Consider the following 20,777-nt stretch of genomic DNA (forward strand, 5'->3'; position numbering starts at 1 on the left):
GATGATCCGCGTCGACACACTACGTAAGCGATTTCCCGACCAGAACACCATCGTCCGGGCGGTCGACGACATCTCGTTCGAGGTCGAGCAGGGCGCGCTGTACGCCCTGCTCGGTCCGAGCGGATGCGGTAAGACCACCACGCTGCGGTGTGTGGCCGGTCTCGAACGCCCGGATTCGGGCACGATCGTGCTGGGCGACACCGTGGTCAACGGCCCGTCGAAGTTCCTCCCGACACACGAGCGTGATCTCGGCATGGTGTTCCAGAGCTATGCGATCTGGCCGCACATGACGGTGTTCGAGAACGCCGCATTCCCCCTGCGGGTCGCTGGCAAGCGGGTCAACAAGGCCAAGGTCGACGAGGCGGTGAGCGAGGCGTTGATGCTCGTCGGCCTCACCGGCAAGGAGAACCGGATGGCCACGCAGCTGTCCGGCGGTCAGCAGCAACGACTTTCGCTGGCGCGGGCACTCGTGCGCAGGCCGACCGTGCTGCTGCTCGACGAGCCCCTGTCCAACCTCGATGCCAAGCTTCGTGAGCACATGCGCCAGGAGATCCGGCAGTTGCAGCAGCGGCTCAAGATCACGACGTTGTTCGTCACCCATGACCAGGTCGAAGCTCTCGCGATGGCCGACCGGGTGGCCGTGCTCAGGGACGGCCGTATCGAACAAGAAGCCACACCGAAAGAGATCTACAACGAACCGAACTCGGATTTCGTCGCCGGCTTCGTCGGGGCCACCAACCTGATCAAGGGCACCGTGCTGGAGTGGAGCACCGACACGACGCTACTGGAGACCAAGTTCGGCCAACTGGCGGCGGTGTCGGGCATCGACCGCCTCCAGGAAGGCGCCGAGGTCACCGTCGCGGTCCGACCGGAGGACCTGCGGCTGGTGGAGGACTCGCCGGAGAACCGCGGCGTCCCCAACGCCTGGCCTGTGGAGGTGATGTTCGCATCGTTCACGGGCGCCATCACCGAGTTCAAGGTGATCACCGACAGCGGTCAGGAGCTGACCGTGCGGAGCCCGTCGCGCGGCGCCATCGCCCGACGGCACGTGATCATGCACGCCGAGCGGGAGGTGTGCCGGATCCTGCCCGAGTCCAGCACGCTCGAGAACGCATGAACCTGCTGCGGGGACGGGTCGGCCAGTTCTCCACCCGGTTGATCGTGCTGTTCGCGATGCTCTACCTGGTCGTCGTGCCGCTCGTCATCCTGGTGCTGGCGAGCCTGCGCGATCAGGGTGGTGGCCTTCCGTTCGGGAGCAGGAGCTTCTGGAGCGCCGTCCATTACCGGGAGGTGTTCCTCAACGCCCGCACCTGGGAATTGGTGTGGAACACAGTGCTGTTGTCGTTCGGCGCGCTGGCGCTGGCGTTCGCGATCAGCCTGGTGGCGGCATGGCTGGTGGAGCGCACCAACCTTCCGGCGCAGGGCTTCGTGTTCGTGATGATCATCGCCGGCATCGGCACGCCGGGGTTCATCTCCGCCATCGCCTGGACGCTGCTGCTCAATCCGAGCAACGGTGTCATCAACGTCTGGCTGCGGGACGTGTTCGGTTTCAGCGGCACCGGGCCGCTCAACATCTCCACCCTGGCCGGGATGATCTTCGTCGAAGGGCTCGGCCTGGTCCCGGTCACCTTCCTGCTGCTGACCGCCGCGTTCCGCGCACTCGACTCAACACTCGAAGACGCGGCTCTGCTCAGTGGCGCGCACCCGCGACTGGTGGCGCGAAAGATCACCCTCCCGCTGCTCACCCCAGCGATCGTGTCGGCGTTCGTCTACCAGTTCGCCACCACCATCGAATCTTTCGACGTGCCCGTGACCATCGGGTTGCGGAACAACATCGTGGTGCTCCCGACGGAGATCTACCTTCAGGTGCAGCCCTCGGTCGGCCTGCCGCAGTACGGGCTGGCCAGCACCTACGGCATCCTGCTGATCGCCATCATCTTGATTCCGCTGTTCTACTACCAGCGCATCATCAGCCGCACGGAGCGCTACGCGACGGTGTCCGGCAACGCCTACCGGATCCGCCGGGTCGAGCTCGGGTTACGCGGGAAGATCGCCGGGCTGTCGTTCCTGAGCGTCTACGTCCTGCTGAGTTTCGTCCTGCCGACGCTGATTCTGCTCTACACCAGTCTGCACCCGTTCTACTCGGTGCCGACCTTGGAGACGATCGCCCAGAGCAGTCTGGACGCCTACCGGACGGTCATCGGGAGCGCATCGTTCATCGATTCGTTGTCGAACACCCTGATCGTCGGAGTGGCGACGGGGCTGGCCACCATGACCCTCGCCGCGTTGGTGTCCTGGATCGTGGTGCGCAGCAGGACGATCCTGCGTTCGGTGCTCGACGTCCTGGCCTTCATCCCGCACGCGATCCCGGCGATGGTGATGGGCCTGGCGGTGGCACTGATCTACCTGTACCTCACGCTGCCGGTCTACGGCACGATCTGGATCATCGTCATCGCGCTGCTGACGCGCTACCTTGCGCTGGCCACCCGGCAGATGAACACCGGAATCGGTGCGATCAAGCAGGAACTGGAAGAGGCCGGGGCCGCCAGTGGCGCGTCGGGATTCCACACGTTCTGGCGCATCCTGGTGCCGCTGGCGATGCCGTCGTATGTCAACGGCTTCCTGCTGGTCGCGCTGCTGAGTGTGAAGAACCTGTCGATTCCGCTGATCCTGGGTGGCGCTGACAGCAGCATGCTGGCGACGATGATCTGGAACCGTTGGGACAACGGTGACACCGCGTCGACAGGCGCCCTGTCGATCATCATCATGGTGATCACGCTGATCCTCGGCGCGTTGTCCTTCGTGGCGGGTCGGTGGACGCCTGGTGCGCGGAAAGCCAAGCGCCGGAACGCATCCGTGGATCGTTCCACCGCCGAGCCGCAGCCGGCGATGGCCGCGGTCCCTCGGTGACGGCACCCGGCGGCGAGCGACACCCGCTCCGGTATCGCCGGTTCTTCATCTACTGGTTCGCCGGTGTGGTGTCGAACGTCGGCACGTGGCTGCAGACGGTGACCGCAGGGGTGGTGATCTACCAGGCGACGGGGTCGGCGTTCCTGGTGGGGGTACTCGGTTTCGCGAACTTCGCGCCGATCTTCGCCCTGGCGATCACCGGCGGCTACCTCGCCGACCGGTACGGGCCACGCACGGTCGTCATCGTCACCCACTTGGCGGCATTGGTGATCGGGGTGGCGCTGACGGTCCTGTCCTTCACCGGCCACGCCGGTCCGACGGTGCTGATCGGGACCGCCGCACTGTTCGGAGTGTGCTACGCGCTGTCGAAACCCGCGCTGAGTTCCATGATCCCGGCGCTGGTGCCCAAGGCGATCCTGGCGCGGGCCACCGCCATCAACACCCTGCAGTTCATCATCGGGCAGGTCGCCGGTTCGGTGCTGTCGACGATGCTGCTCACCACCGCGGGCTCGTCGTGGGCGTTCGCGGTGAACTGTCTGAGCTTCATCGGTCCCGTCGTCGCGATGATCATGATCGGCCAGGTCGGCGCCAGTGCCCGGGACAGGCGCGCGGCCATGAGCGAAACCCAGGTCGGCACAGTGGCCATCGCCCGCCGGACGCCGCCGATGATCACCATCCTGCTCACCATCACGCTGGCCAACGCCGCCGTCGAAGGTCTGCGGACCGTGACGCCCGCGTTCGTCAGCGAGGCGCTGCACATCGATGCCGAGAAGTCAGGCCTGATGGTCGCCGCGTTCAGCATCGGCAGTCTGATCGGCCTGCTGGCGTTCGGAACCGCGCACCGCCGCATCGGTGGGTGGGTGATGCTGCTCGCGGCGTTCGCGATGTCGGTCGTCGGCGCGGCCTCGCTCAGCACCACCACGTCGGTCCCGGTCGCCTGGGTGGCCGCGGGACTCATCGGCGTCGGTTTCAGTTTCACGATCCCGATCCTGAACGCGACGCTGCTGCTGCTCTCACCCGAGGAGTACCGGGGCAGGGTGATGTCACTTTTCGCGATGGCCCACCTCGGCTTCCGTCCGGTGTGGTCGCTGGCCGCGGGAATGGTCGCGTCGGTGCTGGGCCCTCGCTGGGCGTTGGGGGTGCTCGCGGTCGTGTCGTTCGGGGCGCTCGGCGGTGTGCTCCGGTTGCGGGCCGTCACCGAACACCCGCCGGCCGGCGAGGCCTGAGCCCCCTCAGAGCACGCCCGCGACCTTGCCGAGATGGATGTAGTGCTCCCACACCTTGCCCGGCCGGTGTCCACCGCGGTCGTAGCTCTGCGCCACCAACTCGATCTCCTCGGGCGTCAGCGGTGCCGGCTTTCCGCCGGTCTGCAGCACGGTGAGCAGCGTGCGCGCATTCTCCTCCAGGTCAAGGCAATCCATGAACAGGACGTCGAACCGCTTGGCCACCAGCACCGTTCCGTGTGAGCGCAGCAGGCAGGCGTCGTCGTCGCCGAGCGTCGCGGCGACGGCATCCCCCTGTTCGCGGGTCCGGATGTGGGTCGGATCGGGGTGGATCGCCAGACCGGCGGGATGCTTGTAGGCGAAGTGCCGCATCGGCAACAGCGGTACGTCGACCATCGAGAACGACGTCGACAGCGTCGGGTGCCCGTGGCACACCATCCCGACGTCCGGACGTGCCCGGTAGACGCCGGTGTGGATGGCGGTCTCGGCCGGGGGCGGCACGTCACCGTCCACGACCTCACCGTCGAGGTCCACCACCAGGATGTCATCGGCGGTCAGCGCGGCCCGGCTGCGATCGCGCGGCTGGATCAGCACGTGGTCGGTCCCGGGGATCCGGGCGCTGACGTGGCCGCTGTAGTCCAGGATCCCGCTGAAGACCAGCAGGCGGGTACAGGTCACCAGATCCTCACGGAGTTGCCTGATCGGGTCGGCGGTAGAAGACGGTGCAGTCATGGTGTCTCCGTTCACGGTTCTGACGGTGTGGTGTTCCTGAACGCCTCCGGCCGCAGCAACGCGGTCACCTCATCGACCGGAAGGAGCTTCTCCTCGGCCACGATCTCCGCGACGCTCCGTCCGGATGCCAGTGCCTGCTTGGCGATCCGGGCCGCGGCGGTGTAGCCGATACTCGGGGTCAGCGCGGTGACCACCGCGACCGAGCCGACCACCGATGCGTACATGGTGTCGGCGTTGGCGGTGATACCCAGGATGCACCGGCGGGCCAACGCCCGGCACGCCGCCTCGAGATGCCGGATCGAGGTGAACAAGCTGTGCGCGATGATCGGCTCGAAGGCGTTCAGCTGCAACTGCCCGCCTTCGGCGGCCATCGAGATCGTCACGTCGTTGCCGACCACCTGAAAGGCGACCTGGTTGACCACCTCGGGGATGACGGGGTTCACCTTGCCCGGCATGATGCTCGAACCGGCCTGCACGGCAGGCAGATTGATCTCGTTGAAGCCGGCCCGCGGCCCCGAGGACAGCAGCCGCAGGTCGCTGCAGATCTTGGACAGTTTCACCGCGGTCCGCTTGAGCACACCCGACAGTTGCACGAACGCACCGACATCCTGGGTCGCCTCGATGAGGTCGTCGGCCGTGCGCAGGTTCAGTGTGGTGATCTCGGAAAGCCTGCGGCAGACGGCTTCCCGGTATCCCCGAGGGGCGTTGAGCCCGGTGCCGATCGCGGTCCCGCCGAGGTTGATCTCGGTCAGCAGGCTACGCGCCTCCATCAGCCGGAGCGCGTCCTCGCCGAGAGTCACACCGTAGCTGCCGAATTCCTGACCGAGCGTCATCGGCACCGCGTCCTGCAACTGCGTGCGGCCCAGTTTGACCACGTCGGCGAACTCGGCGGCCTTCACCCGAAAGGCCTCGATCAGCTCGTTGAGCGTGGTGACCAGCGATGTCAGCTGATGCTGCAACGCCACCTTGACCGCGGTCGGATAGGCGTCGTTGGTGCTCTGACTGAGGTTCACGTGGTCGATGGGGTGCAGCCGGGCATAGTCGCCGCGGCGGTGCCCGAGCAGTTCCAGAGCCCGATTGGCGATGACCTCGTTGGCGTTCATGTTCGTCGACGTGCCCGCGCCGCCCTGGATGACGTCGACGACGAAGTCGTCATGCCACCGACCGGTGCGGATCTCCCGGCAGGCCGTCACGATGGCCTGCGCCCGTCGCTCGTCGAGCAGTCCGAGGTCCCGGTTGGCCAGCGCGGCCGCCTCTTTGACCGCCGCCAGCGCGGAGACGAACTCGGGGTAGGCGGACAGCCTGACACCGCTGATCGCGAAGTTGTCTCGCGCACGAGCGGTGTGGATCCCGTAGTAGCTGTCCGCCGGCAACCCGAGCGAACCGAGCGAATCCGACTCGGACCTCGTCTCCACGCCGGGACCGGTCATCGCAGGTGCGGCAGCACTTCCTCGCCGAGCAACCGAATCTGGTCGAAGAATCGGTCGAACTTGAACCGGAAGTCGAACACCAGGTGCTCGGTACCGAGGTCCTCGAACTTCTTGACCTCGGCCACCGCCTCCTGCGGATTGCCGACGATCAGCTGTCCTTCGAGATCCTCGACGGTCTCGAACACCCCGGACGGCGGCTTGACCGCGAACTTGGCCTTGTTCGCCCACGCCAGCAGGCCCGGGATGTTGACGTGCTTGAGCGCTTCCTCGCGGGTCTCCTCGATGCTCGTGGGAGGGATGACCGCGATGGTCGGCATCTTCTTGCCCTGCTCCTCGGACAACGTCCGCATGGTGTCGATGCGTTTGGCCATCGTGCCCAAGGCGATTCGACCGGGCATCCAGCCGTCGCAGAACTCGACGGCCAGCCGCGCCGAGCGGGGCGTCGCCCCGCAGTACCAGAAGGGAATCCGGCCACCGGCCGGCTTCGGCTCGATCGTCACGTTCTCGAAGGTGAAGTTGGCGTCGGAGTAGTCGACGTCGTTCTCGGTGAACACCCGGCGCAGGATCTCGGCGTTCGACCGCACCAGCTCGACCCGGTCGCGGTCGCCCCACTCGATGGCCTCGAACTCGTGATCGAAGGTGCCCGCCCCGAATCCGAGGATCAGGCGCGGTCCGACCAGCTGGGTGATCGTGCCCGCCATCAGCGCGGTGACCAGCGGGTGGCGGAACGGGATCAGCGATCCCGTGCCCAGCTCGATCCGTTCGGTGACCGCACCGATCGCGGTCAGCGTGGTCAACGCGTCGTAGAAGGTCCGGTTCGGTTTCTCCATCTCACCGTGCGGTTCGAACACGAGATGGTCGCGCACCCAGACCGAATCGAAGCCCATGTCCTCGGCCAGCTTGGAGCCTTCGAGAAGCTTCTCGCGGTCGGCGTGTTCTCCGAAATGGGGAAGCAGCAGTCCGAATTTCATTGTGGTTCCTCTCCTGTCAGGCGCCGGACGATGCGAGCCGGCCGAATCCCGGCTTTCCGATGACCTGCCCGTCGGCGAACACCTCTTCGCCGCGGACGAAGGTCCGATCGATGTTGGCGCTGATCTCGCGCCCGTTGTAGGGCGTCCATCCGCACCGCGACAACACACCCTCGTCGGTGATTGTCCATGTCGAATTCATGTCGGCGACAACAAGATCGGCGTCTGCGCCGACCTGGATGGCGCCCTTGGTCCCCCACAGTCCGAACGCCTCGGCCGGCCGCGTCGCGACCAGCGACACCACCCGGTCCAGGGTCAGCTTGCCCTTGTTCACCGTATCCAGCAGCAGCGGGTAGTAGTACTGGATCCCCGGGGTGCCGGTGTGGCAACTCCACATCTTGGTCCAGCCGATTTCCTTCTCCTCACGGGTGTGCGGAGCGTGATCGGATGAACAGATGTCGATGGTGCCGTCAACCATGCCTTCCCACACCGCGTTACGGCCTTCGTCGGGCACCCAGTACGACAACGCGTAGGGCCCCAGCCGCTCGACGTCCTCCCAGGTCGACAGGAACGGAGCCCAGTGGTTGACCTCGCAGGTGACGTCGATCCCGGCGGCCTTGGCGCGCCGGACCGCCTCGATCGAGCGCATGGTCTGCATGTGGGCGATGTGGATCGGGCAGCCCGAGGCCTCCGCCAGCCGCAGGCAGACGTCGATGGCGGTGTCCCAGATGACGCCCGACCGCGACGCGTAGGCCGATGCATAGCCCTGGGGCGTGTTCTCGCCGCGTGCCAGGTACTCCCCTTCGATGTAGTCCATCAGGGCCTGGTCGTGCGGATGGATGATGAACCGCTTCCCGGTTTTGGCGATCAGGTCCATCATCTTGAGCAGATGTCCGTGATCGTGCATCCCGGTGCCGGCCGGGTGGGGGTACGTGCGGCCGGTGTCGACCACCATGTAGATCTTGTAGGCCTGCACCCCCATGTCCGACATCGGCTGGATCTGGTCGTAGTTGGTGGGTGCCGGATTGTGGTTGTAGTCGACGATCGACGTGCGCGAGTAACGCTCGAACACGTCGGTCAGGGTCGCCACGTCGTTGGTCGGCGGGTTCAGGTTCGGCATACCGAAGATCGTGGTCACGCCTCCGACCGCGGCCTGACGGCTGGTGGTCTCGATGTCTTCCTTGTGCTCGAACCCGGGCTCGCGGGTGTGCACGTGGACGTCGACCATGCCGGGCAGCACGACTTTCCCGGTGGCGTCCACCGTGCGGTCCGCCTCGATCGCCATCGTGCCGTCGACCAGCCCGACGATCTTGCCGCCGTCGACGAGCACATCGGCGGCGATACTCCCCGATGGCGTGACGACGGTCCCACCGCTCAGTCTCAGATCTATGGTCATCGCTGTTCTCCTGTCGTCACGGTGGTCAGCCGTCCTGGCTGACCGTGCTCTTCACTTCGAGATCGACCGGCTCGACGAAGGTGTCGAACCACTCGACGATCCGCGGTGTGGTCTGCTCCCAGTACTTGTCGTAGGCGGCGTAATGCGTGGTATGACGTTGCATGATCAGCTCTTTGGGACCGGCGGCCGCCTCGTAGAGGGCAACCGCGTGGTCGGTGGGAGTGGTGGCGTCCTTGTCCACGCCGATCACCAGCAGCGGAGTGGTCAGGCTCTGCGCCGCGAGCACCGGCTTGTAGGCACGGATCTCCTCGGCACACGACAGCGGGATGCTGGTCGGTATGCGGTCGTCGACGTCGGCCTTGACGGTGGTGGTCCGGCGCTCGGCGGTGGGCACCATGATCTCTTCGCGCGGATGGACCAGCCGCCCTTTGCCTTCCACCACCCGCACCTTGCGGTCGGCCTCGAGATCGGCCAGGAAGGCCAGCCAGTCCGACTCCGAGCGCATCCGGTGCAGCCAGTCGTCGCCGTCGGCCACCGGCACCTGACTGACCGCGGCCTTGATCCTGTCGTCGTGAGCGGCCAGCAGAACGGCGTTGCCGCCTCCGGTCCCGCCGGTGCCGAACACCCCGATGGCGTCGGCGAGGACGTCTTCGCGGGTGGTCAGATACGTCACCGCGTTGATCAGGTCGGTCAGCTGCCAGCTCGGCGAAAGATATCCGCGGTCGCCCTCCGAGTCGCCGAAACCGCGGTAATCGAAGATCAGCACTCCGAAGCCCGCCGCGGTCAGGGCCTCGTGATAGCGGACGTAGAGCTTGGCATCCTTGAGCCCCAACCACCCCGGCCCCTGCACGATGGCCCGCAGGGGGCCCTCGGCGTCGTCGGGGGTCCGCCACAACGCGGCGAGACGCTGGCCCTCACTGAAGAACGTGACCGGTGTAGTGCGCATTGCGCGGATCGTCTCCTTCGCGTTGGTGATCCGAACGGATCAGTCTTGACTTATCTTAGATACAAAATCCAAAATCCCAAACCGGTGGGCGAAAGTTTTTTCGGCCTCCGGCTCAGCCGTCGCCCTCGGCGGTGCTCGCGGTGCGCTCCACGACCTGCTGCCGCCGCGCGACGTGATGCGCCACGCCGGCGCCCGCCACGCCGAGGCAGGCGAATCCGAAGAAGGTCGCCGGTATCGAGGAGACCAGGGTCGCCGCACCGAAAAGCAACGGGGCGACGAACTTTCCGACGTTGCGTACCGTGCCGGTGAGGCCGATGTAGGCCATCTTCGACCCGGACGGCGCCATCTCGTTGGCCAGCACATTGTGTGCCACCCCGTAGACACCGTCCTGCGCGCCGTAGATGAGCAGGCCGAGCGCCACCATCCACACCGCGTCCGCCGCCCCGATCAGCACCAAGCTCACCGCGATGAGCAGCATGCAGGCGAGGATCATCTCCGAGGACCGCCATCGAGAGGCGAGCCGCTCCGACAACAACGCCGTGATGGCCGCCAGCGCGCTGGACACACCCACCAGCCATCCCAGCAGCGCGGCCGACATCCCGACCGTGTCCACGGCCAGCACCGGTGTGTAGGTCAGCACCGAGAACTTGAAGATGAACCGTGCCGCGGCGAGAATCTGAACACCCACGATCGCGGGCGCCCGCCAGATCGATTCCGCCTCGGGTTCTCCTGCGGCGCCGCCCTTCTTCTTCCTCGCCACGTCCGGCAGGACGAACCAGGCCGCGACCGCCAACGGCAGCGTGAGCATCTGCAGGCCGAACGGTGCATACCACGCCACGGCCAGGAGAAAGCCACCGGCGACGGGAAACAGCGCCTCCGACGCGGCCATCGCGACGATCCGCCGACTCTGTCCGCGATGCGCGGCCGGACCCGACGGGGCAACCGAGCCGATGATGCCCACCGTGATCGACAGCAGTGCGCCGAACACGATCCCCTGGACGAAGCGCACTGCCAGCAACGTCGCCAGATCGTTCTGCACCAGCAGCAGCCCACCGCCGAGCCCGAACACCGCGAGCCCACCGACGACGACCTTGCGCTCGCCGATCCGTTCGACGAGCAGGCCCGCGGCGAACGCGGAGAACAGCCCGGGAAGCAGGTAAACCCCTGTGATCAAACCGATCTGGAAGTTGTCCAGACCGAAGTGATCCCGGATCGCCGGGATCGCCGGGACGATGCCCTGCATCCCGGAGGTGAGCAGCCCCGCCGTCAGGCTGGCCACCCAGATCACCGCCCACGGACGGTGCGCACGCGTCGTCGGATGCGCCATCAGCCCCCTCTATCCTGTCGTTGCGCCCGGGCGCTCGATATCGCCACGAGATGTCAATGGGACAACAGCATCCCGCCCTCGAGCGGGACCCCGAGAAGCGTGTGGAACACCAGGTAGAACGCCGCCGACCCCAGCACGGTCGTCAACAGCGTGGTACGCCAGCTCTCCGCCGTGACCAGCCGCAGGAAGGCCAGGAGCGTCAACGGAACGGCGATCTCCACGCCGAACATCACGGTAACGGCCAACATCGCGACCACCAGCATCAGGCTCACCCGCAGACGCCTGGCCATCTCCCGCGGATTCTGTGTCTCCTCCGCGGCCACGGAGACCTGACCGGACTCCTGCCCGGACGGGGCGTGCCGCTGCAGCACGGCCGCCGATTCGGCGCCGGAACCGTCTGGCGCCGTGGGGGTTCCGTCGGGGGCTTGCGCATCCTTGCGCGTTTCGACGAGCTCGACCGCCTCGTGCTGCAGGTGGGACACCAGTTCCTCCATGCCACCACCGTCGGCGATGACGCCGCCGGCCTTGTGCCGCAACCCCGGTACGAGAGCGATCAGCAGGTAGGCCCCCACGAGCGCGACCAGTGCCGCCGCGGTGATCATCGGGAACGTCCGGCCCTGCGGGCTGAATTCGGTCGCCATCACCAGGGCGGCGACGCCGACCAGCCCGAAACCGGACATCACGACCAGCGCGTAGGGCCGGGTGGCGGACACCACGCCGCGGGAGATCTCGATCGGGTCCCGCTTGCCGGCCCGCCGCATCGAATACACCTCGTAGCAGATGACCCCGATCGTCAACGCGATCAGCACCAAGGTGATCGGCCTGCTGAAGAACCCGTCGACGAACCCGTACGTGGACACCGTCTGGAGATAGGAACGTTCCACCAGCGGACCGAGGATGAACCCCAGGATCAACGGGATCAGCGGCATCCCGACCGAGCGCATCACATAGGCCACCAGACCGAAGCCGATCGACACCAGCACGTCGACCACGCTCAAGTTGAGCGCGAAGGCCCCGACGACGGCCAGCAGCAACACCATCGGCGACAGGATGCCGGGCTTGACGCGGGTGATGTGAAGCAGTTGAGGACCGGCGAGGACTCCCACGAAGGACGAGAAGAAGCTCGCGGCGATGAGCACCAGGATCGCGATCCAGACGATGTCCGGATTCTCCCTGATGAGGTTGGGGCCGGGTGTCAGACCGTGAATCACCATGGCGCCCATCACGATCGCCCAGTCGGAGCTCCCCGGTATCCCGAATGCCAGGCTGGGCAGCGCCGAACCGGCGTCCTTGGCGTCGTTGGAGGCCTCCGGTGCCAGCACCCCCCGCGGATCGCCCTGGCCGAAGCGGGGGTTCTTGACCGTCCGTGCCGCCTGGAAGTACGCGAGGAATGCCGCCACCGTGCCACCGACCGCAGGCACCAACCCCACTCCGGTACCGATCAGAGAACTACGGGCGAGCAGGAACGGTTGCTTGACCGTGAAGAGCATGCCTTCGAAGATCTGCTTGTAGCCGAACCTCTCCGCGAGCATGCCCCGCGCGACGGACTGGTTGGTGCGGAGCAGTTCCAGTGCCTCGGTGATCGCGAACATCCCGACGAGCACGACCACGACCTCGAACCCGTTGAACAACGCGGGCTGATCGAAGGCGTAGCGAACATCACCGCCGACCGGCGCGAAACCGACGAACGACACCAGCACGCCGAGCAGACCGGAGATGATGCCCTTGACCATCGATCCGCGCGAGGCCATCGCGATGATGATCAGGCCGAGCACACCCAGCAGCGTGAACTCGGCGAACGAGAACGACAGCACCAGCGGTCGCACCGCCGGGATCAGGGCGATCAGCGCGATGGTCCCGATCAGGGCACCCAGGAAGGACGCCGAGGCCGAGATACCGATCGCGAACCCGCCCCGACCCATCCGCGCCAGCGGATAGCCGTCCAAAGTCGTTGCCGCACTGGGCGAAGACCCCGGGATGTTGAGCAGGATCGCGCTGACCGAGCCGCAGAACGACTGCCCCGCGAGGGCCGCGACGAACAGCCCTATCGCGGTCGTCGTCTCCATCCCGTAGGTGAACGGGATCATCAGCGCGATACCGACCGAGCCGCCGAGGCCAGGCAGCAGCCCCGTCAGCATCCCGTTGGCGCAGCCGATCAGGAACGCCGCCAGGAACTGCCAGGTCGCGATCGCGGCGAGTGCGGTCGGTAGCGCGTCCATGAAGCTCACGGGGCGCCTCCCTCACACGGTTGAGAACTCATGCTCAGTTCGACAGCGACGGGACGAGCACCTCCATCTGTTCGATCTGGGCGTTCATCACCTCCGTGGCGGCTTCCCAGTCCCGGGGGATGATCGGTCGTTCGGCTTTGGCCGCCCAGTCCGCGAACTCCGGGCTGGTCATGCTGGCGTACACCGCATCCCGCAGATAGGTGGCCGTGTTCTCGGGCAGGTTCGGCGGCGCCACGATGAGGCGCAGCTCGGTCACCGCACCGGCGAGGTCCTCGAATCCCTTGGACTCCGCGCTGGGAACGTCGGCCAGCCACGTCAGCGATTCGGGACGTTGGTCCTCGGTACCCAGGAACAGCAACGGCCGGATGTCCCCGGACTCGACGAAGCCGGTCAGGTCGGTCGACCCGTACGTGATGAAATCGGCGTCGCCCCTGAGCAATCCGGTCACCACCTCGGAGGACCCCTCCGCGCCGTAGGTGACGTTGGCGTCCAGTCCGAGGGCCTCGATGGTGGCGAGACCCGCCAGCGCGGAGGAGGACCCCTCTTCGACGGTCAGTGACCGCAGACCCTGTTTGGCCTGGAGGTCTTCGATGGTCTGGTACGGGGAGTCCGCGGCGACGTAGACGACGTAGGCGTTCTCGTCGACGCTGCCGAGCACGGTGAACTCGGCGGTCTTCCACTTGGCCAGGTCGGGATCCTGGATCTGTTGGGCGATCGCGGCGGGCATCGGCAGGATTCCGACGGTGTATCCGTCGGGCTTGGCGGTGAACATCGCCGTGATCCCCTGCGGCAACGGCGGCATGTTGCGGATGACGACGTTGACCCCGTCGGGCAGCTGGGTCGTCTGCATCGCCTCGGCGACGCCGCGCGCGTAGACGTCGAAACCACCGCCGGCGCTGTACGGCACGATCCAGCTGATGTCCTTGTCCGGGGTCCATTCACCCGAACCGCCCGTCGCCCCGTCAGAGCCGCTGTCCGACCCGCATGACGTGAGCGCCAGCGTCGCGGTCATCGCCGCCGCGAGGACGCCCTTGGTCCGCTGTGACACCGTGATCTTCATCCCGGCCACTTCCTTTCTTTGGCTTTTACGGCCTTCACGGCCTTTTAACGGCCTTTACGTTGTCGTCACGAGTGCCGAGCGGCCCTCAGCGGTAGATCGGGATGATCTCTTCGGCCCACAGCTCCATCTGCCGGGTCAGTTCGTCCATCGTGGGGTAGATGAACTTGAGCTCGAAATGGGTGACCCCCGCGTCGACGAATTCGCCTACGCGCCTGCGGACGTCCTCGACGGAGCCGAAGATATGACGGTCGAGCGCGAACTGGATCTGGTCGACGTCGCGTTCGTAGGTGTGTGAGCTCGTCTTCACCGTGGGCAGCGCCCTGGCCATCGCGGCGTCGTGATCCCGGTCGATGACGGTCAGCTTCTCCACGGCGATGGTGATGGCCTCGGGATCGCGGCCGTTCTCAGCCGCGGTGTCCCGCACGATCTGAGCGCCCCGCGCCATCTCCTCGGGCGAAAGCCATCCGGGCACCCACCCGTCACCCAGGCGGCCGGTGCGCTTGGCGGCAGCGTCTGTCCACCCCCCGACCCAGACGGCGGGCCCGGGCTTCTGAAGCGGCTTCGGGAAGATCTCGGCATCCTTGAACTCGATGTGCCTGCCGGAGTACGAGGCCAGCGGTTCGGTCCAGATGGCCCGCATCGCCTCGACGAACTCATCGGTCATGCGTGCCCGCGCCGAGAACGGCACCCCGAACACGTCGAACTCACAGGATTCCTTCGACGCCTTGGATCCGAGCCCGACGCCGGCGATGAGCCGGCCGCCGGTCAGGTGGTCGAGGGTGGCCAGTTGCTTGGCCGCGTAGATCGGGTTGCGGGTCGGCATGACCAGACAGGCGACACCGATCTGGACCCGGGACGTCTTGCCCGCGAGATAGCCGATGGTGGTCAGCGCCTCGTAGAAATCGGCGGACTGGTCGTCCCCCAGTGCCTCGTGCGCCCCCGACGAGATGTGATGGCGGTGCATCTCGCTGCTCCACACCACATGGTCGTGCAGGAAGATCGAGTCGAAGCCCATCTGCTCGGCTTCCTCGGCGGCGCGGGTGATGTTCGCGACCGAGGCCAGTGGCCCCGAGTTCGGCACCCTTACCCCAAATGAGATCTTCGACATCGATTCTCCTTGCGCTCTCCGTATTGCCCGAAGAATCGTATCCAATATCCAACTTCTGCGGGGCGGAGTTTGTAACTCCTGGGTTACAAGAATTCCGACGACGCCCTAGGCGGGGTACCGACCGCAACGCCGATCGCCTCCGACGCGGATTCCGTTGCGTCGGAGGCAATTCGAAACGGCACGCTACGCCGGGGCTTTTTCTTCTTTCGCCACGATGTCCTGCAGGCGCTGCGAGACCTTGCGGAGATGGATGACCAGCCATGCGACGGCCGACTCCACGTCACGGGTGCGCAGTTGGGTGATCAGTTCCTCGTGGCTGTGCTGTTCGTCGACACGCTGCAGCAACAGGTACCGACCGACAGAACCCCGCAGCATGTTCACCTGGGCCAGCGCCCGCGGCCGGTCCGCTCTGCGGTAGAGGGTCTCGTAGAGCTGGTAGCGGAGTTCCAGCCGCTTGCTGAGCTCGGCTGTCGCTTCCAGCTCGTGGGCGATCGACTCGAGCTGGTCGATCAGCTCGTCGTCGATCGCGGCCATGGCCAGCTTGAGCAGATAGGACTCCAGCAGGATCCGCAGCTCGTAGATCTCGTTGATCTCGTCCGGACGCAGCACCGACACCGACGCACCACGATGGTGATTGATCCGGACCAGGCCCTCGTTCTCCAGCTGTCGCAGACTCGCCCGGACCGGCATCCGGCTGACGCCGAGTGATTCGGCGATGGTGTCGAGGTTGAGCCGTTGCCCCGGCGGGAAGATGCCCTGGACGATCGCTTCACGAATGAACGCCTGCGTCATGTCCTCGACGGACTGGAACGTCCCCCGAACCGATTCCGCGATCCGGCTGAGGTTCTGCGCGTCCGTATCGGACAACGCCTTGTCGGCGGTGCGCGCCATCATCCCTCCATCGCTGAACCGCTGGGCACTGGTTGCCCAATATTGCATATTAGATCAACGCCGCGGAAATCCATTCAGTCGGACTCCGGCAGGTCGTTGAGCAGGCGCCACACCCGTTCCGGGGTGAGCGGCAGCCGCGACGGCCACCGACCGGTCGCCTGTGCGACGGCTGACGCCACCGCGCCGCCGATCGGGTTCAGCTGGCCCTCGCCGGCTCCCTTGGCTCCGTAGGGTCCTACCCCGTCGCGGCGTTCGGCGATCATCAGATCGATCCGGCGCGCCACGTCGCCTGCGCGGGGCACCCGGTAGTCGACCACGTTCGCGTTCGCCAGCTGAGGGCCGTCGTAGACGAGTTCCTCGAACAACGCCGCGCCCAGACCCTGGGTCGCCGCACCGAGATCCTGCCCCTCGACCGCTTGCGGATTGATCGCGAAGCCCACGTCCGCGCAGGTGACGAGTTGGTCGACGGTGACATGCCCGGTCTCGCGGTCGATGTCGACGGCCACTCCGACCGTTCCGGTCTCCCAGAACGGCGGCATCTGTTTGGTCACGCCTTCCCGCCGTACCAGACCGACGCCGGTCACCTCGCCGGCGGACGCGCCGAACCACTTGCGCACCACGGTCCCGAGATCGGCGGCCTTGTCCCCCGGACCACTCACCCCGCCGGGCACGTCAATGACCTCACCGGGGGCGCAATCCCACAGCTCCGCGGCCATTTCGCGCAGCTTCTGCCGGGCATCGACACAGGCCCGCTGGACAGAGAGCCCGGCCAGCGTGGTGGTCCGGCTCGCGCCGGTCGTGCGCTCGTACGCCGAGCCCGCAGTGTCGGACTGCACCACCGACACCCGGCCTACGTCGATCCCGAACTCCTCGGCGGCGATCTGAGCGAGCAGCGACCGGCTACCCTGACCCATCTCGGTGGAACCGGACAACACGATGACCGAACCGTCGGTCTCCACCCGCACCTGCGCCGTCGAGACCGGATAGGCGCCGGCATCCGACGCCGAGACACCGAAACCGATTCCGTAGCAGGCGGTGTCACGCCGGCCGGCTTCGAGCGAGTCGACGACCATCTCCAGGTCGGCGACCAGGTCGGCGTCGAGGCCGCGGTTGCCCGGCAGGATCTCCTCACCGGAGCGGACCAGATTGCGCCGGCGGATCTCGGCGCGGGACAGCCCCAGCAGGTCGGCGGCGCGGTCCAGATTCGTCTCTCCCGCGAGATTGCCCTGGGGTGCCCCGAACCCTCGGTAGGACGACGCCGGAGTGGTGTTGGTGTACACCGAGCGACCGCGCACCCGCAGGTTGGGAACCCGGTACGGCCCGAAACACCGGTTGACCGATTTGGCCAGCACCAGCGGGCTGTTGTCGGCGTACGCGCCGGAATCCATGGTGATGTCGAACTCGCGGGCCAGGATCCGCCCCTCGGCGTCGAAGGCGGACCTCACCGACACCCGCGCGTCGTCGACCCGCGTGGTGTAGATGGCCTCATCGACCGACAGCGTCAGCTTGACGGGCCGGCCCACCAGCCACGACGCCACCGCGGCAAGCGGTTCCACCTTCGTGTAGGACTTGGAACCGTATCCGCCGCCCAGATAGGGCGCGCTGACGCGGACCTTCGCCAACGGCAGGCCGAAGATCCGGGCCAGATCGTCACGGACCATGAACGGATGCTGGGCGGTGGTGACCACCGTCAGTCCGTCCTCGCCGTAGGAGGCGACCGCGTTGTAGGGCTCCATCGCATAGGCGTAGAGCATCGGATAGCGGGTCTCGCCCTCGACGATCAGGTGCGCCTCGGCGAACGCCGCGTCGACGTCACCCCACCCGAGGTTGACCTCGTGGGCCACGTTGGTCAGATCTGGTTGACCTTCGCCGCTCTCGGATTCGGTGAGCTCTTTGAACGACGCATCCGCGGTGGCCGCATAGGTGGTTTCGTGGACCAACGACGCGCCGGGGGCCAGGGCCTCGGCGGTCGACATCACCGTGGGCAGTTCGTCGTAGCTGACCTCGACCAGGTCGGCGGCGTCGTGGGCGGCCGCGCGCGTCTCGGCGAGCACGATCGCCAGCGGCTCCCCGAAATAGCGGACCTTGCCGGTGGCGAGGATGAAGTGGTCGGAGATGATGTGGCCGAACCGTGGGAACAGCTTGTCCAGGTCACTCGCGGTCACCACCGCCACGACCTCGGGAAGGGCCAGCGCCTTGTCGACGGCGATGTCGAGGATCTCGGCATGGGCACGGTCGGCGCGGACCACTTTCGCGTGCAGCATCCCCGGCATGGTGACGTCGACCGTGTACTGCGCCGTGCCGAGCACCTTCTCGACCAGATCGCGGCGACGCACCGACCGCCCGACGATCCGGTGCTCGTCGGCGTGCGCCGACCTGAGTTCGGCGCTCACAACCGGTTCTCCCCCGACTCGCCGCGCCGGGCCATGCAGGGCGGCAGCGTCGCCGCCACGCCGGCGACCGCGTCGATGATCGGCTGATAGCCGGTGCATCGGCAGATGTTGCCCTCGAGATGTTCGACGATGTCGTGGCGCTCCAGCGGGCGATCCGCCGATTCCAGCAGCGCCGTGGACATCATCAGGAAACCCGGTGTGCAGAATCCGCACTGAAGCGCGTGGTGGTCGATGAAGGCCTCCTGCAACGCATTCGGTGCGCCGTCTTCGGCCAGTCCCTCGACGGTGCGGACCCTCGCGCCGTCGGCGTCGACCGCCAGGAATGTGCAGGCGCTGACCGGCCGGTCGTCGACGAGCACGGTGCACACACCGCAGACCTGCAGTTCGCAGCTGACCTTGGTGCCGGTCAGACCCAGGTCCTCCCGCAGGAAGTCGACCAGCAGGGTCCGCGGCGAGATCGTGCGTTCGACCGTGGTGCCGTTGACGACCACGGCGATGTCGACAGCCGCCAGTTCTTCGGTGCTCACGCGGCCTCCAATGCGTCCAACGCCCGGCGGATGTACACCGCGGCGACGTGCTTCTTGTATCGCTCGGACCCGGTCAGGTCTGGGGTGGGGTCCAGTTCTTCGGCGATCGCTTCGGGTTCGATCTCCCCGGGTTCGCCGAAGGTCCACAGTGTCTGCACCTCACCGACCGCTCCGACCACCAGCCTGCAGACGTCCGCATCGGGATCGTGCACCAGCGCAACACCGACGGTGGGCCGCTCGGTGATCTGATACTTCAGGTACACCGCACGGGTCCGGCCTCCCGGCACCGGCACCCGGACGTCCACCAGCAGCTCCTCGGGCTCTTTGTCGGCCCAATAGGGACCGGCGACGAAATCGCCGACCGGGACGGTGCGCTGCCCCTCGGGCCCGGCGACGGACACCTCGGCGCCGTAGGCCACCAGCGCGGTCGCCACATCCGACTTCGGCTCCGCGAAGCACAGGTTGCCGCCGATCGAGCCCTGGGCGCGGACCCGGGCGTTTCCCACCGCGCCCTCGACCTCGGCCAGCATCGGCAGGGCCGACCTGATCGCCGGATGGCGCGCCAGGTCCATGTGCCGCTCCGCCGCGCCTATCACGACGACGCGTTCACCGTCCAGGTCGCGGCCGCTGACACCGGCGAGTTCGGGAACGTGCTTGACGTCCACCAAGGCTTCCGGCCGGGTCAGCCCGGCCCGCATCGCCAGCAGCAACTCCGTACCGCCGCAGTACGGCACCTTGTCCTCGTTGATCGCGTCCAGCGCCTCGCTGAGGCAGCGCGGTCGGACGAGACGAAAAGACGGCAGCATCAGAGGGTTCCGAGATCGTCGCCGGCCGCGCCGAAGAACTCGTCCATCACCTTCTCCGCCTTCTTGTTGATGGTCCCGCTGCCCATACTCGCGACCTTGCCCGTCACTTCGTAGAGGCCGTCCACGACGATGGTGGAACCGTGCTCTTCCGGGCGCACCTCCATGGTGGCCAGCACCAGCAGTCGCGAGCCCACCTGCCGGTCCTCACCGATGGCCTTGACCTTCAGCGACCGCCCGGGCTCGACATCGCTGACCGTGACATCCAGATCGGCTCGGAGCTTGAACGGCCCGAGCCGATCCATCAGGACCGCGGTGTATTTGCTCAGGTGCTCGATCTCGACCGCGTTCTCCACGATCGAGACCCAGCCGACCAGGCGCGGAACGTCGATGAGTGCGTCCCAGGCGTCCGCCGCAGCGGCTTTGACTGTCAGATCTCGGTGGAACTCCGTACGCGGCATGACCGTCCTTCGACTACCCGAAATAAGCATTGAATTTTTGATACAACTTAGGCGGACGAGCCGCGTGGCGCAACAGAACCCGCGCCCGACTCACCTAACCTTATGAGCTTCCCCCGTCGCATCACTCAGCCACCGCTCGGCGCCGTAAAGTGATTTAATATCCAAAATCGTCCTTCCTAGCTTTCGATCACGGCTCAGCGCAGCGTGGTGAGGAGTTGATCACCGAGTGATACCCCTGCCCCGAGTACCCAGTCCTGCTGCGTTGCGGCGGGTGTTGCGGCGGGCGCGTGATGGGGTGGCGTTGAATGTGGATGAGGCTGCGGTCGCGATGAGTGCGCGTGGTGACGATCTGATCGATTTGTGTGCCTCGGCGG

18 protein-coding genes are annotated in these 20,777 nt (G+C 66.5%); 4 read left to right on the forward strand and 14 right to left on the reverse strand.

All coding sequences use genetic code 11. The annotated features are described in order from the left end of the window. Position 1: 1 nt before the first annotated feature. The 3 genes from ASJ79_RS14700 to ASJ79_RS14710 are packed head-to-tail and all read left to right on the forward strand — an operon-like array spanning position 2 to position 4,136. Positions 2 to 1,117 (forward strand): ABC transporter ATP-binding protein, encoded by a 1,116-nt coding sequence (locus tag ASJ79_RS14700; protein WP_067956369.1) that lies wholly within the window; start codon positions 2 to 4, stop codon positions 1,115 to 1,117. Beyond that, a complete protein-coding gene (locus tag ASJ79_RS14705; protein WP_067956371.1) occupies positions 1,114 to 2,910 on the forward strand; it encodes an iron ABC transporter permease in 1,797 nt (598 codons plus the stop codon). Before ASJ79_RS14700 ends, ASJ79_RS14705 begins: the two co-directional genes overlap by 4 nt. Beyond that, on the forward strand, positions 2,907 to 4,136 hold the full coding sequence (locus ASJ79_RS14710; protein ID WP_067956373.1) for an MFS transporter: 1,230 nt from the start codon (positions 2,907 to 2,909) through the stop codon (positions 4,134 to 4,136). The genes ASJ79_RS14705 and ASJ79_RS14710 overlap by 4 nt, the downstream gene beginning before the upstream one ends. Before the next feature lie 6 nt (positions 4,137 to 4,142). Here ASJ79_RS14710 and ASJ79_RS14715 read toward each other — a convergent pair whose 3' ends face one another. The 14 genes from ASJ79_RS14715 to ASJ79_RS14780 all read right to left on the reverse strand — a co-directional run bounded on the left by ASJ79_RS14715 (position 4,143) and on the right by ASJ79_RS14780 (position 20,403). Further along, the gene (locus tag ASJ79_RS14715; protein WP_156448452.1) at positions 4,143 to 4,865 is read right to left on the reverse strand and encodes a class II aldolase/adducin family protein; all 723 of its coding nucleotides are present in this window, start codon (positions 4,863 to 4,865) and stop codon (positions 4,143 to 4,145) included. 11 nt (positions 4,866 to 4,876) lie between these two features. Beyond that, positions 4,877 to 6,295, reverse strand: coding sequence for an aspartate ammonia-lyase (locus ASJ79_RS14720; RefSeq protein WP_156448453.1), 1,419 nt, complete (start codon positions 6,293 to 6,295; stop codon positions 4,877 to 4,879). After that, complete coding sequence (locus tag ASJ79_RS14725) at positions 6,292 to 7,266, reverse strand: LLM class flavin-dependent oxidoreductase (protein WP_067956376.1); 975 nt, start codon at positions 7,264 to 7,266, stop codon at positions 6,292 to 6,294. The genes ASJ79_RS14720 and ASJ79_RS14725 overlap by 4 nt, the downstream gene beginning before the upstream one ends. 16 nt (positions 7,267 to 7,282) lie before the next feature. Then, positions 7,283 to 8,659: a dihydroorotase family protein gene (locus ASJ79_RS14730; protein WP_067956378.1), complete on the reverse strand. Its 1,377-nt coding sequence runs from the start codon at positions 8,657 to 8,659 to the stop codon at positions 7,283 to 7,285. 25 nt (positions 8,660 to 8,684) lie between these two features. Beyond that, the gene (locus tag ASJ79_RS14735) at positions 8,685 to 9,605 is read right to left on the reverse strand and encodes an alpha/beta hydrolase (RefSeq protein ID WP_067956380.1); all 921 of its coding nucleotides are present in this window, start codon (positions 9,603 to 9,605) and stop codon (positions 8,685 to 8,687) included. Between the two features lie 112 nt (positions 9,606 to 9,717). Continuing rightward, positions 9,718 to 10,932 carry an MFS transporter gene (locus ASJ79_RS14740; RefSeq protein ID WP_067956382.1) on the reverse strand — a complete coding sequence of 405 codons (1,215 nt, stop codon included), beginning with the start codon at positions 10,930 to 10,932 and terminating at the stop codon, positions 9,718 to 9,720. Positions 10,933 to 10,985: 53 nt separating this feature from the next. Then, a complete protein-coding gene (locus tag ASJ79_RS14745; protein WP_231750851.1) occupies positions 10,986 to 13,151 on the reverse strand; it encodes a tripartite tricarboxylate transporter permease in 2,166 nt (721 codons plus the stop codon). 43 nt (positions 13,152 to 13,194) lie between these two features. After that, a complete protein-coding gene (locus ASJ79_RS14750; RefSeq protein WP_067956386.1) occupies positions 13,195 to 14,220 on the reverse strand; it encodes a tripartite tricarboxylate transporter substrate binding protein in 1,026 nt (341 codons plus the stop codon). Positions 14,221 to 14,305: 85 nt separating this feature from the next. After that, positions 14,306 to 15,328, reverse strand: a complete 1,023-nt coding sequence (locus ASJ79_RS14755; protein WP_082753839.1) for an LLM class flavin-dependent oxidoreductase — start codon at positions 15,326 to 15,328, stop codon at positions 14,306 to 14,308. 183 nt (positions 15,329 to 15,511) lie between these two features. Further along, positions 15,512 to 16,219, reverse strand: coding sequence for a GntR family transcriptional regulator (locus ASJ79_RS14760; protein WP_197420220.1), 708 nt, complete (start codon positions 16,217 to 16,219; stop codon positions 15,512 to 15,514). A gap of 74 nt (positions 16,220 to 16,293) precedes the next feature. Beyond that, a complete protein-coding gene (locus tag ASJ79_RS14765; protein ID WP_067956392.1) occupies positions 16,294 to 18,612 on the reverse strand; it encodes a xanthine dehydrogenase family protein molybdopterin-binding subunit in 2,319 nt (772 codons plus the stop codon). Then, the gene (locus tag ASJ79_RS14770; RefSeq protein ID WP_231750850.1) at positions 18,609 to 19,139 is read right to left on the reverse strand and encodes a (2Fe-2S)-binding protein; all 531 of its coding nucleotides are present in this window, start codon (positions 19,137 to 19,139) and stop codon (positions 18,609 to 18,611) included. The genes ASJ79_RS14765 and ASJ79_RS14770 overlap by 4 nt, the downstream gene beginning before the upstream one ends. Beyond that, a complete protein-coding gene (locus tag ASJ79_RS14775) occupies positions 19,136 to 19,945 on the reverse strand; it encodes a xanthine dehydrogenase family protein subunit M (RefSeq protein WP_067956394.1) in 810 nt (269 codons plus the stop codon). Before ASJ79_RS14775 ends, ASJ79_RS14770 begins: the two co-directional genes overlap by 4 nt. After that, entirely contained in the window at positions 19,945 to 20,403 is a 459-nt protein-coding gene (locus ASJ79_RS14780) for a CoxG family protein (RefSeq protein WP_067956395.1), read from the reverse strand. The genes ASJ79_RS14775 and ASJ79_RS14780 overlap by 1 nt, the downstream gene beginning before the upstream one ends. Positions 20,404 to 20,629: 226 nt before the next feature. Here ASJ79_RS14780 and ASJ79_RS33940 point away from each other — a divergent pair. Further along, positions 20,630 to 20,777, forward strand: a 148-nt coding sequence (locus ASJ79_RS33940; RefSeq protein WP_231750852.1) for a hypothetical protein, incomplete at its 3' end; no start/stop codon positions are given.

The sequence above is a fragment of the Mycobacterium sp. NAZ190054 genome, from assembly GCF_001545925.1.
Taxonomy (GTDB): domain Bacteria; phylum Actinomycetota; class Actinomycetes; order Mycobacteriales; family Mycobacteriaceae; genus Mycobacterium.